General features: G+C 69.4%; 10 protein-coding genes. 6 read left to right on the top strand and 4 right to left on the bottom strand.

From position 1 onward, the window contains the following. The first annotated feature begins 92 nt into the window (after positions 1–92). From FHT38_RS06795 to FHT38_RS06780, 4 genes are all read left to right on the top strand, one after another. Positions 93–3,818: a response regulator gene (locus tag FHT38_RS06795; RefSeq protein ID WP_255488621.1), complete on the top strand. Its 3,726-nt coding sequence runs from the start codon at positions 93–95 to the stop codon at positions 3,816–3,818. Further along, positions 3,815–4,987 (top strand): two-component system response regulator, encoded by a 1,173-nt coding sequence (locus FHT38_RS06790; RefSeq protein WP_183490833.1) that lies wholly within the window; start codon positions 3,815–3,817, stop codon positions 4,985–4,987. Before FHT38_RS06795 ends, FHT38_RS06790 begins: the two co-directional genes overlap by 4 nt. Positions 4,988–5,195: 208 nt before the next feature. Continuing rightward, positions 5,196–6,257, top strand: coding sequence for a S1C family serine protease (locus FHT38_RS06785; RefSeq protein WP_183490831.1), 1,062 nt, complete (start codon positions 5,196–5,198; stop codon positions 6,255–6,257). 78 nt (positions 6,258–6,335) lie between these two features. After that, entirely contained in the window at positions 6,336–7,328 is a 993-nt protein-coding gene (locus FHT38_RS06780; protein WP_147241601.1) for an LLM class flavin-dependent oxidoreductase, read from the top strand. Between the two features lie 268 nt (positions 7,329–7,596). Here FHT38_RS06780 and purL read toward each other — a convergent pair whose 3' ends face one another. Both purL and FHT38_RS06770 read right to left on the bottom strand, forming a co-directional pair. Further along, positions 7,597–11,601, bottom strand: a complete 4,005-nt coding sequence (gene purL / locus FHT38_RS06775) for a phosphoribosylformylglycinamidine synthase (RefSeq protein ID WP_183490829.1) — start codon at positions 11,599–11,601, stop codon at positions 7,597–7,599. A gap of 148 nt (positions 11,602–11,749) precedes the next feature. After that, entirely contained in the window at positions 11,750–11,998 is a 249-nt protein-coding gene (locus FHT38_RS06770; protein WP_091723783.1) for a hypothetical protein, read from the bottom strand. Between the two features lie 358 nt (positions 11,999–12,356). On the opposite strand from FHT38_RS06770, the gene fusA reads away from it, so the two are divergent. Both fusA and FHT38_RS06760 read left to right on the top strand, forming a co-directional pair. Further along, positions 12,357–14,459, top strand: a complete 2,103-nt coding sequence (gene fusA, locus FHT38_RS06765; protein WP_091723779.1) for an elongation factor G — start codon at positions 12,357–12,359, stop codon at positions 14,457–14,459. 101 nt (positions 14,460–14,560) lie between these two features. Then, positions 14,561–14,938 carry a hypothetical protein gene (locus tag FHT38_RS06760; protein WP_255488620.1) on the top strand — a complete coding sequence of 126 codons (378 nt, stop codon included), beginning with the start codon at positions 14,561–14,563 and terminating at the stop codon, positions 14,936–14,938. A 60-nt stretch (positions 14,939–14,998) separates the two neighbouring features. On the opposite strand, the gene FHT38_RS06755 is transcribed toward FHT38_RS06760, so the two are convergent. Further along, the gene (locus FHT38_RS06755; RefSeq protein ID WP_183490827.1) at positions 14,999–16,168 is read right to left on the bottom strand and encodes a JmjC domain-containing protein; all 1,170 of its coding nucleotides are present in this window, start codon (positions 16,166–16,168) and stop codon (positions 14,999–15,001) included. A 127-nt stretch (positions 16,169–16,295) separates the two neighbouring features. Continuing rightward, positions 16,296–16,928, bottom strand: a complete 633-nt coding sequence (locus FHT38_RS06750) for a hypothetical protein (RefSeq protein ID WP_183490825.1) — start codon at positions 16,926–16,928, stop codon at positions 16,296–16,298. Positions 16,929–16,937 lie beyond the last annotated feature (9 nt).

Here is a 16,937-nt window from a genome sequence, read left to right as displayed (position 1 = left end):
CTTGCGCCCCGCGCCGCCTCCCCTACACTGCCCCGGCGTTCATCCATCACGGCCCGGCGGCCTCCGACCGGGCCTTCCAGGGAGGGAAAGGGATGGGTCGTGTGTCCGACTGGCTGCTGAGACATCGCCGGACCGCGTGGCTGCTGGCGGCCGTCGTGGCGCTCGGGCTCGGCATCGCCGCGAGCGAGACGCACCGGCGCTCGCTCGAACACGACTTCCGGCACGCCCTGGCCAATGCCGCCCAGCGCGAGGCGCTCGCCCTGCAGGGCCTGACCCTGACCGGCAAGGGCATGGGCGCGGTCGTGCTGGCCGGCCAGCTCAATCCCGACCTCAAGAACGCCGCCGCGCTCACCGACACCGACGCCGCCCGCCGCAACCGCCCCGCCTTCGAGACGCTGGAGGTCATCGGCACCAGCGTCGGCGCGCAGCTGGCCTACGTCGTCAACACGCACGGCCGCATCATCGCGGCCTGGGACGACGAGGGCGTGTCCCCGATCGGCCTGGACGTGGCCTTCCGCCAGTACTACCGCCAGGCGATGCGCGGCCAGCCCAACGTCTTCGCCGGCATCAGCATCACCACCGGCCAGCGCGCCTTCTGGCTGGCCGCGCCGGTCTATCGCCAGCCCGGCCAGAGCGGCGAGATCATCGGCGTGATCGCCGCCCGCCAGTACGCCGACACGCTCGACCGCTTCCTCGACACCCGCAGCTACGCCGGCGCGCTGCTGGTCTCGCCGCAGGGCGTGGTGCTCGCCGCCAGCCGGCCGGAATGGCGCATGAGCCTGGACGGCGCCGCGACGGCCGAGCGCTCGAAGACGCTGACCGCCAGCGGCCAGTACGGCAAGCTCTTCGAGGATCCGGCGCGCGCGCACAGCCTGCCCTTCGAGCCGCGCGCGCCGACGGTCTCGGTCGGTGGCGCCCGCCACGCCACCGCCCAGGCCGAGGTCGCCTGGAACGACCCCTCTGGCCCCTGGCGGCTGGTGCTGCTGGGCGACCTGGACGCGCTGGAGCCCACCGCCACCCGCGTGGGCATCGCGGCGCTGGTGGCGCTGCTGGCCTTCGGGCTGCTGGCGGCCTCGCTGCGCAGCCTGGCCCACGGCGCGGCGCGCGACCGCAAGGACCTCGAGCTGCAGGCGCACCACCGCCAGCTCGAGGCCCTGCTGGAGGACCGCGAACGCGCCCAGGACGCGCTGCGCCAGGCCAAGGAGGATGCCGAGGAGGCCACCCGGGCCAAGTCGGACTTCCTGGCCAACATGAGCCACGAGATCCGCACGCCGATGAACGCGATCATCGGCATGTCCCACCTGGCGCTGCAGACCGGGCTGGACGCGCGCCAGCGCAACTACATCGAGAAGGTGCACCGCTCGGCCGAGAACCTGCTGGGCGTCATCGACGACATCCTGGACTTCAGCCGCATCGAGGCCGGCAAGCTCAGCCTCGAGGAGGTGCCCTTCCGCATGGAGGACGTGCTGGACCACCTGGTCAACCTGATCGGTTTCCGCGTCGAGGACAAGGGGCTGGAGCTGCTGCTGAACGTGCCGCCGGACCTGCCGACCGCGCTGATCGGCGATCCGCTGCGGCTGGGCCAGGTGCTGGTCAACCTGGGCAACAACGCCGCCAAGTTCACCGACCGCGGCGAGATCATCGTCGGCATCGAGTCGGTCGCGCTCGGCGCGCGTGAGGCGGCGGCGCTGGACGCCCTCGCCACGCCGGAGGTCGAGCTGCACTTCCGCGTCCGCGACACCGGCATCGGCATGACGCCCGAGCAGCAGGCGCGGCTGTTCCAGAGCTTCAGCCAGGCCGACAGCTCCACCACCCGCCGCTACGGCGGCAGCGGCCTGGGGCTGGCGATCTGCAAGCAGCTCGTCGAGATGATGGGCGGCCGCATCTGGGTCGAGTCCGCGCCGGGCCAGGGCTCGACCTTCCACTTCACCGCGCGCTTCGCGCTCCAGCCCGAGGGCTCGGACCTGCCGGCGCGGCGCGCGCTGATGGCGCACGAACTGGCGCGGCTGCGCACCCTGGTGGTCGACGACAACCGCGCCGCGCGCGAGATCCTCTCCACGCTGGGCGCGAGCTTCGGGCTGGACGTCACCACCGCCGCCGACGGCGCGGAGGCGGTGCGCGACGCCGAACAGGCCCAGGCCGAGGGCCAGCCCTTCGCGCTGGTGCTGATGGACTGGCAGATGCCGGTGGTGGACGGCCTGGAGGCGACGCGCCAGCTCGGCGACGGCCGGCTGCAGGCGCCGCCGGCGGTGGTGCTGGTGACCTCCTTCGGCCGCGACGACTCGCTGACCGCGGCACTGGCCGGGGCCGGCACCCAGCGCCGGCCGGTGCTGCTGACCAAGCCGGTCACCGCCTCGTCGATGCTCAGCGCGATCGGCGAGGCCCTGGGCCATGCCGACCTGCCCGCGCCCGCGGCGCAGCGCCGCCGCGACACCGCCCGCGAGGCGATGCGCCGGCTCGCCGGCGCGCGCGTGCTAGTGGCCGAGGACAACGAGCTCAACCAGGAACTCGCGGCCGCGCTGCTCGAGGACGCGGGGCTGCATGTCACCCTGGCCGCCAACGGACGCGTCGCGCTGGACCTGCTGGCCGCGACGCCCGACGGTTTCGACGGCGTGCTGATGGACTGCCAGATGCCGGTGCTGGACGGCTACGCCGCCACGCGTGCGCTGCGGGCCGATCCGCGCTGGCGCACGCTGCCGGTCATCGCGATGACGGCCAACGCGATGAGCGGCGACCGCGAGAAGGTGCTGGCCGCCGGCATGAACGACCACATCCCCAAGCCGCTCAATGTCGACCTGCTGTTCGAGGTGCTGGCGCGCTGGGTCCGCCCGGCCATGCCGGCCTCGGACCTGCCGATGGACACCCGCTCCGGCGCGGGCCGGCGCATCGACACGCGGCGGGCGCTCAGCCAGACGCTGGGGACTGCCGAGGAAGGCCCGGGCGGCCAGGCCGCGCCGGACGGCTCACGGGACCCTCGCGGCAACGATCGTCCGGCGGGCCGCGATGCGGACGCCCCATCCGCCCCCGCGTCCGCGGCCTCCTCGTCCACCGCCTCAACCTCCGCCGCAGCCGCCGCCGCTTCGCCCAACGCCGCGGCCGCCACCGTCGCCGGGCGAGCCGACGGCCTGCCGCAGATCGCCGGACTCGACGTGCAGGCGGGACTGGCGACCGCCGGCGGCCACCTCACGCTCTACCGCAAGCTGCTGCGCACCTTCCACGACTCGCAGAGCGACTTCGCCGCGCGCTTCGCCGAGGCGGCCAGTGCCGGCGACCACACGACGATGACGCGACTGGCGCATTCCCTGCGCGGCGCCGCGGGCACGCTGGGCGCGCGGCCCCTGGCGGCGGCGGCCGGGGCGCTCGAGCAGGCCTGCGCGCAGCGCCAGCCCGCGGCCGAACGCGACCCGCTGCTCATCCGCGCGCAATCGCTGCTGGCCGCGCTGCTGGTCTCGCTGGGTCGCCACCTGGCGCGCGAGGCGATGCTGCAGGCTGCCCCACCGGTTGCCCCCTCGGCCACGGCGCCGGCGGTGCTCGACGCGGCGGCGCTGGCCGGGCTCGACGCGCTGCTGGCGCGGCTCGAGGCCCTGCTGGAGGACAGCGATTCCGGCGCCGCTGACGCGGGGCAGGAACTGGGCGCCCTGCTCGACCGCCTGCCGCTGCCGACCGCCCGGCTGCGGACGCTGCGCCGCGCGGCCGACGCCGCGCAGCGCTTCGACTTCGATGGCGCGCTCGTGCTGGTCCGCGCCGATGCCACCGGCCGCCGCGGTCCCGCGAGCCAGGCCGACACCGATCCCACGTCGTCCGGGAGCCCCGCATGACCTCGCACCCCGCGCCGCCCTCCGACCCGACCGACGGCGCCACCGTGCTGGTCGTCGACGACACGCCCGACAACCTCGCGCTGATGAGCGAGCTGCTGCGCGACCGCTACCGCGTCAAGATCGCCAACAACGGCGAGAAGGCGCTGCGCATCGCCGGCGCCGAGCCGCGGCCCGACCTGATCCTGCTCGACGTGATGATGCCGGGCATGGACGGCCACGAAGTCTGCGAGCGGCTCAAGGCCGACCCGGCCACACGCGACGTGCCGGTCATCTTCCTCACCGCCCGCTCCGACGTGGCCGACGAGACGCGCGGACTGGCGCTGGGCGCGGTCGACTACATCACCAAGCCGATCAGCCCGCCCATCGTGATGGCGCGCGTGCGCACACACCTGCGGCTCAAGGCCAGCGCGGACTTCCTGCGCGACAAGGCGGCCTACCTGGAGGCCGAGGTCGCGCGCCGCACCGAGGAGCTGGCGGCGATCCAGGACGTGACCATCCTGGCGATGGCCTCGCTGGCCGAGACGCGGGACAGCGACACCGGCAACCACATCCGGCGCACCCAGCATTACGTCAAGGCGCTGGCGCAGGCGCTGCGCGGGCATCCACGCTGGCAGGCGCTGCTCACGCCGGAGTACATCGCCACGCTGTTCAAGTCGGCGCCGCTGCACGACATCGGCAAGGTGGGCATCCCCGACCGCATCCTGCTCAAGCCGGGACGCTTCACGCCGGACGAATTCGAGATCATGAAGTCCCACCCGGCGCTGGGCCGCGACGCGATCGCGCAGGCCGAGGCCCAGCTCGGCACGCCGGTCGCCTTCCTGTCCACGGCCAAGGACATCGCCTACGGCCACCAGGAGAAATGGGACGGGTCCGGTTATCCGGAGGGCCTGCGCGGCGAGGCCATCCCGCTGTCGGCGCGGCTGATGGCGCTGGCCGACGTCTACGACGCGCTGATCAGCCGCCGCGTCTACAAGGACGCGATGCCCCATGGCGACGCGGCCGCGATCATCGTCGAGGGCCGCGGCAGCCATTTCGATCCGGAGGTCGTCGACGCCTTCCTGCGCATCCAGGACGAGTTCCAGGACATCGCGCGCCGTTTCGCCGACGACGACGAGACGCTGCGCCGCAAGCAGGACTGGATCGAATCGACGATGGCCGCGCCCGAATGACCCGACATCTGCCCCCGCAGTCCGCCCCACCGCAGTCCCCTGCCGCAGTCCGCCATCGCATGTCGTCGAAGAATCTCGGTGATCGGGGACGGTGATGCGTGGGGTACCGGCGCTTGCCGCCGGTGCCCCATGCATCGGCGGCCAACGCCCGGGCCTCCGCAGGACGGGAGCGTCCCGCAAACGCGCCAGCGCTCCATAATCCCGCGCCATGCGCCGCACGCCCATCCTCCTGCTTGCCACCCTCTTCCTCGCCACCGGGGCCTTCGCCCAACAACCGCGCCCGGTGACGCCGCGCGGCCCGCTCGACGCCCAGGAGCAGAACAACATCGCGGTGTTCCGCAAGGTGTCGCCATCGGTGGTGCACATCACGACGCTGGCGCAGCAACGCGACTTCTTCTCGCGCAACGTGACCGAGGTGCCCAGCGGCACCGGCTCGGGCTTCCTGTGGGACGAGCGTGGTCACATCGTCACCAACTTCCATGTGATCCGCGGCGCCTCGGCGGCGAAGGTCACGCTGTCGGACCAGACCGCGTATGACGCGACGCTGGTCGGTGTCGATCCCGACCGCGACCTGGCGGTGCTGCGCATCGCCGCGCCGCGGGAGAAACTGCAGCCGGTGCCGATGGGCAGCAGCCGCGAGCTGCTGGTGGGCCAGACGGTGTACGCGATCGGCAACCCGTTCGGGCTGGACCAGACGCTCACCCGCGGCATCGTCTCGGCGCTGAATCGCGAGATCGAGTCGATGACGCAGCGCACGATCCGCGGCGCGATCCAGACCGATGCGGCGATCAACCCAGGCAACTCGGGCGGGCCGCTGCTCGATTCGGCGGGCCGGTTGATCGGCGTGAACACGTCGATCTTCAGCCCCAGCGGCGGCAGCAATGGCATCGGCTTCGCGATTCCCGCCGACGAGGTGAACCGCGTCGTGCCGCAGCTGATCCAGCATGGCCGCGTGATCCGCCCGGCGCTCGGGCTGACCGCGGGCACCGAGCAATTGCGCCAGGTGCTGCGCCTGCCCAAGGGCGTGGTGCTGATCGGCCTGCAGGCCGGCGGTGGCGCGCAGCGGGCGGGCTTGCAGCCCTTCATGCGGGGGCGCGACGGGCGCATCGTCGGTGGCGACGTCATCACCGCGGTGAACGGCAAGCCGGTGGCCGACCTCGACGAGCTGCTCAGCGAGCTCGAGGAGCGCCGGGTCGGCGACAAGGTCACGCTGACGGTGTGGAACGGCGGCAAGACGCGGCAGGTGCAGGCGGAGCTCGGCAGCGATTGACGGGCCACCGCCCCTACCCCATCCGGCGATAACCCTGCCGCCGCCCCGGTCCGGGACCCACGCCTAGACTCCGCGGCCATGCATCCCCGTCTCTCGATCCTCGACCTCGCCCCCATCGTCGAGGGCGGCACCGCCGCCCAGGCGCTCCACGACAGCATCGCGCTCGCGCAGCACGCCGAGCGGCTCGGCTACACGCGCTACTGGGTCGCCGAACATCACAACATGGACGGCGTCGCGTCCTCGGCCACCGCGGTGCTGATCGGGCAGATCGCGGCAGCGACCTCGACGATCCGGGTCGGCTCGGGCGGGATCATGCTGCCCAACCACGCACCGCTGACCATCGCGGAGCAGTTCGGCACGCTGGCGACGCTCTTCCCCGGCCGCATCGACCTGGGGCTGGGCCGCGCGCCCGGCACCGATGGCCCGACGATGCGCGCGCTGCGCCGTCACCTGTCGACGGCCCACGAAGACCGCTTCCCCGAGGACGTGCTGGAACTGACCGCCTACCTCGCGCCCGAGCAGGAGGGCCAGGTCGTGCGCGCGATCCCGGGTCAGGGCACCGAAGTGCCGATCTGGCTGCTGGGGTCGAGCCTTTATGGCGCGCAGCTCGCGGCCTACCTGGGCCTGCCGTTCGCGTTCGCGTCACACTTCGCGCCGGCGATGCTCATGCAGGCGCTCGAAATGTACCGGGCACAGTACCGGCCCAGCGCCCGGCATCCCCAGCCCTACGCAGCGGTCGGGCTGAACGTCATCGTGGCCGATACCGATGCCCAGGCGCAGCGCCTGTTCACCTCGCTGCAGCAGCGCTTCCTCGGCATGCAGCGCGGGCAGCGCGGACCACTGCCGCGGCCAGTCGACCAGATGGCCGACCTGTGGACCGCGGGCGAGCAGCTGGCGGTGGAACGCATGCTGTCGGAATCCATCGTCGGGTCGCCGCGGACAGTGCGTGAAGGACTCGCGGCGACGCTCGAACGCACCGGGGCGGACGAGTTCATCGTCGCTTGCGCAGTCCACGATGCGGCGGCGCGCAGGCGGTCGTATGAGCTGCTGGCGGGGGTGGTGGCGGGGTGAGAGGACGCTCTCCGCCTGCCCTCTCTCTGGGTCCGCATGGGGGAAAGATTTTCCCGGCTCCGCCGCGAAAACCCTTCCCCCATACACCGACACATCAGCCTACTTCCACGGTTTGGCGGTAGGGGCGTGCGGGAGAGCCCGGAAGGCGTGACGCGCAGGTCGGAGCAGCCAATGAAAAGGGCCACGCGTGAGCGTGGCCCTTTGTCTTGCGCGTCGATTGATGCGTCGATTGATGCGTCGTTTGGCGCGTGGGGTTCAGGGGGCGTGTTCAGCCCACCCACTTGCGGGCGTTGCGGAACATCCGCATCCAGGGGCTGAACTGGCCAGCGTCGCCACCGGTCCAGCTCATCTGGATGTTGCGGAAGACACGCTCCGGGTGCGGCATCAGCGCAGTGAAACGACCATCCGCCGTGGTGACCGCGGTCAGGCCCTGCGGACTGCCGTTGGGGTTGAGCGGGTATTGCTCGGTCGGCTGGCCGTCACCATCGACATAACGCATCGCGCGCAGCACCTGGTCGGGATTGCCGCGCTGCGAGAAGTCCGCGAAGCCCTCGCCGTGCGCGACCGCGATCGGCAGGCGGCTGCCCGCCATGCCGGTGAAGAAGATGCTCGGCGAGTCGACGATCTCGACCTGCGCCAGGCGGGCCTCGAACTGCTCGCTGCGGTTGCGGACGAACTTGGGCCAGTGTTCGGCGCCCGGGATCATCGGCGACAGCGCCGCCAGCATCTGGCAGCCATTGCAGACGCCCAGCGCGAAGCTGTCCGGACGGGCGAAGAAGGCCTCGAACGCGGCCTTCAGCACCGGGTTGAAGAGGATGGAGCGCGCCCAGCCCTCGCCCGCGCCCAGCGTGTCGCCGTAGCTGAAACCACCGCAGGCGACGAAGCCCTTGAAGTCCTTCAGGTCGACCGCGCCGGCCTGCAGGTCGCTCATGTGCACGTCGTAGGCGTCGAAGCCGGCCTGCGCCATGGCGTAGGCCATCTCGACATGCGAGTTGACGCCCTGCTCGCGCAGGATCGCGACCTTGGGGCGCACGCCGCTGGCGATGAAGGGGGCGGCGACGTCCTCCTTGACGTCGAAGGTCGGCAGCCAGTGCAGGCCCTTGCCGGGCGTGCCGGCCAGCGCATGCTCCTGGTCCGCGCAGGCAGGGTTGTCGCGATCGCGGGCGATGCGCCAGGACACCTGGTCCCATTCCTGCTGCAGCTCGTTGAGCGGCGCGGCGAAGACCTTCTTGGCGTCGCGCCAGACCTCGGCCTGCTTCGTGTCGTTGGTCTTGCCGACGACATGCGAGATCTTCGACAGGCCGTGCGCGCGCAGCGTCTGCAGGACGGCGTCGCGGTCGGCGGTGGGGACCTGCAGCAGGACGCCCAGTTCCTCGTTGAACAGGGCCTTGAGCGTCAGTTCCTCGCGGCGCGCGCTGACCTGCGAGGCCCAGTTCTTGGAGTCGCCCATCTCGGCGCGGCTGTCGCTGATGCCGTCGCCCTCGGTGACCAGCATGTCGACGTTGAGGCTGACGCCGCGCTGGCCGGCAAAACCCATCTCCAGCGCCGCGGCGAAGAGGCCGCCGTCGCTGCGGTCGTGGTAGGCCAGCAGGCGGCCCTGGCCGCGCAGCTCGTTGACGGCGGCCACCAGCGCCTTGAGCAGCGCGGGATCATCGAGGTCGGGCACCTCGGGGCCGAACTGGTTCAGGGTCTGCGCCAGGATCGAGCCGCCCATGCGCATGCGGCCCTGGCCGAGGTCGACCAGCACCAGCGTGGTGTCGCCGTCCCGCAGTTGCGGCGTGAGCGTGCCCCGCACGTCGGCCAGCGAGGCGAAGGCCGTGACGATGAGCGAGACCGGCGCGGTGACCTGTTTGGTGACGCCGTCCTCGGACCAGCGGGTGCGCATCGACAAGGAGTCCTTGCCCACCGGGATGGAGATGCCCAGCGCGGGGCACAGGTCCATGCCGACAGCCTTGACGGTGTCGTAGAGCGCGGCGTCCTCGCCGGGCTCGCCGCAGGCCGCCATCCAGTTGGCCGAGAGCTTCACCCGCGGCAGCTCGATCGGCGCGGCCAGCAGGTTGAGGATGGCCTCGGCGACCGCGACACGGCCGGACGCGGGCGCATCGACGGCGGCCAGCGGGGTGCGCTCGCCCATGCTCATGGCCTCGCCGCTGAAGCCCTTGAAGTCGGAGAGCGTGACCGCACAGTCCGCCACCGGCACCTGCCAGGGGCCGACCATCTGGTCGCGGTGGTTCAGGCCGCCGACGGTGCGGTCGCCGATGGTGACCAGGAAGCGCTTGCTGGCCACCGTCGGGTGGCGCAGCACGGTGCGCGCGGCCGTGGCCAGGTCGACGCCGTCCAGCGAGAGCGCGCCGCCCGAGCGCGCCACGCGCGTCACGTCGCGGTGCATCTTGGGCGGCTTGCCCAGCAGGACGTCCATCGGCATGTCGATGGCGCGCTCGCCTTGCGGGCCGTCCTCCAGCACCAGCTCGCGCTGCTCGGTGGTGACGCCGACGACGGCGAAGGGGCAGCGTTCGCGCTCGCACATGGCGGTGAAGAGCGGCAGGCTTTCCGGCGCGATCACCAGGACGTAGCGCTCCTGGCTCTCGTTGCACCAGATCTCCTTGGGCGCCAGGCCGCTTTCCTCGAGCGGGACCTTGCGCAGGTCGAAGATGGCGCCGCGGCCGGCATCGTTGACCAGTTCCGGGAAGGCGTTGGAGATGCCGCCCGCGCCGACGTCATGGACCGCCAGGATGGGGTTGCGCTCGGCCAGGCCCCAGCAATGGTTGATGACTTCCTGCGCGCGGCGCTGGATCTCGGGGTTGCCGCGCTGGACCGAGTCGAAGTCCAGGTCGGCGGTGTTGGTGCCCGCGGCCATCGAGCTGGCGGCGCTGCCGCCCATGCCGATGCGCATGCCGGGGCCGCCGAGCTGGATCAGCAGCGAGCCAGCGGGGAACTGGATCTTCTTGGTGAGGTCGGCGCGGATCGCGCCCAGGCCGCCGGCGATCATGATCGGCTTGTGGTACCCGCGGCGGATGCCGTCGACGTCCTGCTCGAAGACGCGGAAGTAGCCGCCCAGCGCGGGCCGGCCGAACTCGTTGTTGAAGGCCGCGCCGCCCAGCGGCCCCTCGGTCATGATCTGCAGCGCGCTGGCGATGTGCGCGGGCTTGCCGACCGGGTCTTTCTCCCACGGCTCGCTCAGGCCCGGCAGATGCAGGTTGGAGACCGAGAAGCCGGTCAGGCCGGCCTTGGGCTTGGCGCCGCGACCGGTGGCGCCCTCGTCGCGGATCTCGCCGCCGGCGCCGGTGGACGCGCCCGGATGCGGGGAGATGGCCGTCGGGTGGTTGTGGGTCTCGACCTTCATCAGCACGTGCGCGGTCTCGGCACGGGCCTCGTACTTCGGCGCGCGGCGATCGCCGGCCGCCATCCAGCGCTCGATCGCGTGGCCTTCCATCACCGCGGCGTTGTCGGCGTAGGCGATGACGGTGTGCTGCGGCGACACCTTCTCGGTGTTGCGGATCATGCCGAAGAGCGACAGCGGCTGCGCTTCACCGTCGATGGTGAACTGGGCGTTGAAGATCTTGTGGCGGCAGTGCTCGCTGTTGGCCTGCGCGAACATCATCAGTTCGACGTCGCTGGGGTCGCGGCCCAGCTTCTGGAAGGCGGCGACGAGGTAGTCGATCTCGTCGTCGGACAGCGCCAGGCCCCAGGCGCCGTTGGCTTCCTCCAGCGCCGCGCGGCCGCGGGCCTGCACCGGCACGTGCGCGAGCGGCTGGGCCTGCTTGTCGTCGAAGAGGTGGGCGGCGTCCTCGCGCGACAGCAGCACGCTTTCGGTCATGCGGTCATGCAGCAGGTCGGCGCAGGCCAGCAGTTCCTCCTGGGTCAGCGGCTTGGCGCCGCCGGTCAGCCCGGCCAGCAGCCCGGACTTGAGCGTCAGGCGGAACTCGGTGACGCGCTCCACCCGGTGCAGGGCCAGGCCGCAGTTGTGGGCGATGTCGGTGGCCTTGGACGCCCAGGGGCTCAGCGTGCCCAGGCGCGGGGCGACGACGATCAGCGCGCCCTCGGTGGCGCCGTCGTAGCGGTCGCCGTAGTCCAGCAGCGAAGCCAGCTTGTCGCGGCCTTGCGCGTCCAGCGCCGCGTCGGTCCAGACCCAGTGGACATGACGGGCATGCACCGCGGTGATGCGGTCGCTGACGGCCTGCAGACGCGCCAGCAGCGCCGCGGCCCGGAAGGACGAGAGGGCATTGCCCCCCTCGAAGTGAATCAGATGCTTGGAGGAGGTGGTGCTGGCCATGGGATCCCAGGGGGTTGCGCCGCGCGCGCCGCGGCGGTGAAGCCCGGCATTCTAGCCAGCGCCGCCGGACGACCCGGGTTTACCCCGGCCGGCGCGCGCCTTCGGCGGCCCTCCCGGACCGACCTTGGAGCGCCCTCCCCGTCCGCCTTCAGCGGCACTCGCTGAGGCGGTCCAGCGCGATGTGCAGCTGGTGCTCGGTCAGCTTGCCCCGCGAGGGCTGCACCCAGGCCCCCGGCGCGCCGGTGGTCAGCGCCTTGATCGCCACCACCTTGACCGGCTCGGGCTGCACCGGCCGCTCACGGTCCAGCGACCACCAGCCATCGGCCACCGTGCAGTTCATGCCGACTTCCACCACCGGGGCGGCCCGGGCGACGACCGGGCCCGCCATGACGCTCATGCCCAGGGCGCCTGATGCCAACAGGCTGACAAAAACATTCGATCTCACCGCAACTCCCTGATATCTCGTTCGAGTGAGCGAATGTATCGATGTGACGTGACGTAACCGCCCAGAAACTCCGGAATTCGCCCGCGGCGGTGCCCCTCATTCAGGGGATGCCGGTCGCGCCGGAGGAAAAAGTGACGCCGCCGTGCCCCCCCGACGGGGCCGGAAGGCTCATCCCCAGGGCGCCGGGGCTCTTCCATGCGGCGGATGGCGGCCGTCATGGCTTGTCGCTACATTGATCGGCTTTCGGACCCGACGGCCGCCTCCCATGAAGCTGGCGTCCCCGGGTCGTTCATCGCCACTGGAGACCACCATGTCCCGCAAGACCCCCATCGAGCACTACCGCAACATCGGCATCTCGGCGCACATCGACGCCGGCAAGACGACGACGACGGAGCGCATCCTGTTCTACACCGGGGTCAACCACAAGATCGGCGAGGTGCACGACGGCGCCGCGACGATGGACTGGATGGAGCAGGAGCAGGAACGCGGCATCACGATCACCTCGGCCGCGACGACCTGCTTCTGGAAGGGCATGGACCTGTCCTACCCGGAGCACCGCATCAACATCATCGACACCCCCGGGCACGTGGACTTCACGATCGAGGTGGAGCGGTCCATGCGCGTGCTGGACGGCGCGGTGATGGTGTACGACTCGGTGGGCGGCGTGCAGCCGCAGTCCGAGACCGTCTGGCGCCAGGCCAACAAGTACAAGGTGCCGCGGCTGGCCTTCGTGAACAAGATGGACCGCATCGGCGCGGACTTCTACCGCGTGCGCCAGATGATGGTGGACCGGCTCAAGGCCAACCCGGTGCCCATCGTGCTGCCGATCGGCGCCGAGGACCAGTTCAAGGGCGTGATCGACCTGCTCAAGATGAAGGCCATCGTCTGGGACGAGGCCTCGCAGGGCATGAAGTTCGAGTACCAGGAGATCCCCGCCGACCTCAAGGCCAAGGCCGAGGAATGGCGCGAGAAGATGGTCGAGGCCGCCGCCGAGGCGGACGAGGAACTGATGAACAAGTACCTCGAGAGCGGCGAGCTGAGCGAGGACGAGATCAAGCGCGCGATCCGCCAGCGCACCATCGCCGGCGAGATCCAGCCGATGCTGTGCGGCACCGCGTTCAAGAACAAGGGCGTGCAGCGGATGCTGGATGCGGTGATCGATTTCATGCCTTCGCCGATCGACATCCCGCCGGTGCACGGCACCGATGACGACGAGCGGGACACGACCCGCAAGGCCGATGACAACGAGAAGTTCAGCGCCCTGGCCTTCAAGCTGATGACCGATCCGTATGTGGGCCAGCTGACCTTCGTGCGGGTGTATTCGGGCATCCTGAAGTCGGGCGACTCGGTCTACAACCCGACGCGCGGCAAGAAGGAGCGCATCGGCCGCATCCTGCAGATGCATGCGAACCAGCGCGAGGAGATCAAGGAGATCCTGGCCGGGGACATCGCGGCCTGCGTGGGCCTGAAGGACGTGACCACGGGCGAGACGCTGTGCGATCCGGAGGCGATCATCACGCTCGAGAAGATGGTGTTCCCGGAGCCGGTGATCTCCCAGGCCGTGGAGCCCAAGACCAAGGCCGACCAGGAGAAGATGGGCATCGCGCTGGGCCGGCTGGCGGCGGAGGATCCGTCCTTCCGCGTGCGCACCGACGAGGAATCGGGGCAGACCATCATCTCGGGGATGGGCGAGCTGCACCTGGAGATCATCGTCGATCGGATGAAGCGCGAGTTCAGCGTCGAGGCCAACGTCGGCAAGCCGCAGGTGGCGTATCGCGAGACGGTGCGCAAGAAGGTGGAGGACGTCGAAGGCAAGTTCGTGCGGCAGTCCGGCGGCAAGGGCCAGTACGGCCACGTGGTGCTGACGGTGGAGCCGCTGGAGCCGGGCAAGGGCTTCGAGTTCGTCGACGCCATCAAGGGCGGCGTGGTGCCGCGCGAGTACATCCCCGCTGTGGAGAAAGGCGTGATCGACACGCTGCCCAACGGCGTGCTGGCGGGTTATCCGGTGGTGGACGTGAAGGTGACGCTGACCTTCGGCTCGTACCACGACGTGGACTCGAACGAGAACGCGTTCAAGATGGCCGCGTCGATGGGCTTCAAGGAAGCCTGCCGGCGCGCCAGCCCGGTGATCCTGGAGCCGATGATGGCGGTGGAGGTCGAGACGCCGGAGGACTACGCGGGCACGGTGATGGGCGACCTGTCCAGCCGCCGCGGCATGGTGCAGGGCATGGACGACATGGTCGGCGGCGGCAAGATCATCAAGGCGGAGGTGCCGCTGTCGGAGATGTTCGGCTACTCCACCTCGCTGCGTTCGGCCACGCAGGGCCGCGCGACCTACACGATGGAGTTCAAGCACTACTCCGAGGCGCCGAAGAACGTCGCGGACGCGATCATGACGGCGCGAGCCAAGTGAACGCGCCACGCGCGTTGCAGTAAAGGGACGGGCCGCATTCGCGGCCCGATTTCATTTCTGCGCCTGATCTCGCCTTTGCCACCCAACATGCCAGCCATGGCTTGCAAATTCTCGATTTCCGGCCTGTTTTGCAAGGCATGGCTGACACGCTCAATGAATCTGGTGTTCGCCAACGCTTGCAGAATGAGTCGATGCAACCGAAAGCGAGAGTCATGCTCGAGACCGCAAGCTTCCCCGAAGACGTCGGACTGATCCTGAAGGCACGCCGCGAAGCGCGCGGCATGTCCATATCGGCGCTCGCGCGAGATGCCTTCAGAGTTCGGGAAGTGATCTATCGACTCGAAGCGGGTCAGGAATCCTCCGTGAGCTCGCTCATGTGCGTCACGCGGGCGCTCGGCCTGCGCATCCGCTTTGAGAAGGCGGGGATGCCGACGATGGAAGAGTTGGCGGAACGCTTCGCACGGGATGACGACGACTGACGGTCACGTCGCTTTGGATATCCCACCGCGTTGGCGCGCTGCGCCAGGCACGCCCCTTCATCAAGAGATCGGCCCGAGTGAGCCGCTACGAATCAGCGCGCGATTCCCCATCACCAGCGCACAAGCGGCGGCTCGCACTTCTTCCGCTGATAAATGGGGCAGCGCGATGATCATGTCGGCGATCGTCATGTGCGACCGGACGGTCAAGCAGCCGAGAACCTCGCGGATGCGGAGATCGCGAGGGGCCTCCGCGCCATTGACGGAAAGAAACTGCCGATCAACATCCACGCGCAGCATCGAATTGATCTGAAGCTCCGTCTCATCGTCGATCGGGTAACGACGCGGTGCGACGAAATGCTCCAGGTGGAACGGCGTAGACAGGCGCTCGCTCGCGACGAGGTCGCGCTGGAACTCTTCGAACGTCACTGGATTGGCGATGACTTCCGCCACGACGTCGCCGACACCCACCAAGTTGTTGCTTGCCGTATCGTCCAAGCGGGCGGACTTGCGACAGACGAAGTGATCCCGCAAATGCCTCTGACAGCACCAGACGGCATAGTCGGCCAGAGTCGGTCCATGGGTTCCGATGGCGACGTGGCAGGTTTCCTCGCCCATCGGCAAGGCCTCGTGCCACCAGCCACGGGGAACGTAGAGGACATCTCCTGCCTCAAGGACGTCGTCGAAAACCGGCATGGGCGGACAGAACTCCTTGAGGTGGCGGCTGGTCTGATGCCGCGTCGGCAAGGGATGCGTCGGCTCGTACAGCTTCCAACGCTTGCGCCCGAACAACTGCACGGCGAAGACATCGTGCGTGTCCCAATGCTTGCCGAAACTGCCATTGCCATCAAACGCCACGTAGCCGTTCGCAATGGTGGGAGCGCCGCAGAGCTCGGACACGCTCATGCATAAGCGCCGAATCGTCGACGACACGAGCTCCAACCGATTCATCACCAGGGTTCCGCCTTCGCCCATGAGGCGATAGAGAGCCTCCTTGTTGATCCGTCGGCGGTTAACACCGAGTTCGGAGTAGGTCTCGACGAATTTCGTCTCGTCCACCGGGCCGTTCCGGAACAGCCGGACACCATGCGCGCCCGGGTCCATGACGTACAGCAACTCGTTGACGTCCTTCCAACCGAACACGACCTCGCGCAATGCTGCGCGCTGGTGGTGGAAGCGGGTTTCGAAGCATCGCGCGAAAAACTCTTCACGAGTCAGGTTCAGATCGATCATGACGGTGTTCTGAGTGAGCGGCGGTCGACTCCTCAGACCGCCATGCTAGGCAACAGCCGCAGGCCAGATGGCGGCTGCAAGCATGGCGGTCGAGACCCGACCACACGGCGATCAAGAATGGGGGCAATCAGTACTCGCCATCACCGTCTTCGCCCGGTGGCGGATCCTTGGGAAGCGCCAAAGTAGGCTCCGATACGGTCACAGAGCCGCCGCGCATGCCCGCCTCGATGTGATCCCAGCCCACCCAGGGCGGAATCTCCACGGCTTCGCCGCTTCCAGCGCCTGCGCCGCCCCCTCCGCCGTCAGGGGTCTTGACCTGCATATCGAAGCAGGTGCTGTTGAAGATCTTCACGCCCGGAGAGCCAGACCAGTTGGTGTAATTGTTTCCGTCGTGGTGCTTCAAATAGATGTACTGCTCTTGCGTCAGGTAACCGCGCTCTGCCGGTTGCAATGCGTTGTAGCGTCCCGAGTACTTGTTGATGTCGTCGTAGAACGCGTTGATTTGCGCGTCGATGCTGTTGCGGCTCCCGACATGGTTCAACCCATTCCAAGTCACCGTGTCGTACTGATAGAGCCCGATGTGGTCCCCACCTGGACGGGAAGCGCCCAAGTTGGTTCCCATGCTGGATTCGATGAATGCGGCCTTCAGGGCGAAGTTGATCATCTCGTCGCTGAAGCCTCGTTTGTCTCCTGCTGTGATGATGCGGGCAGCAATGTCCTTTTGGGCCGCGCTCAGATTCGATGCGTTGGGGCATGCCATGGCGAGGTC

The sequence above is a fragment of the Mitsuaria sp. BK041 genome, assembly GCF_014193085.1.
Taxonomy (GTDB): Bacteria; Pseudomonadota; Gammaproteobacteria; order Burkholderiales; family Burkholderiaceae_C; genus Roseateles.
This window is presented reverse-complemented; position numbering and strand designations above follow the sequence as displayed.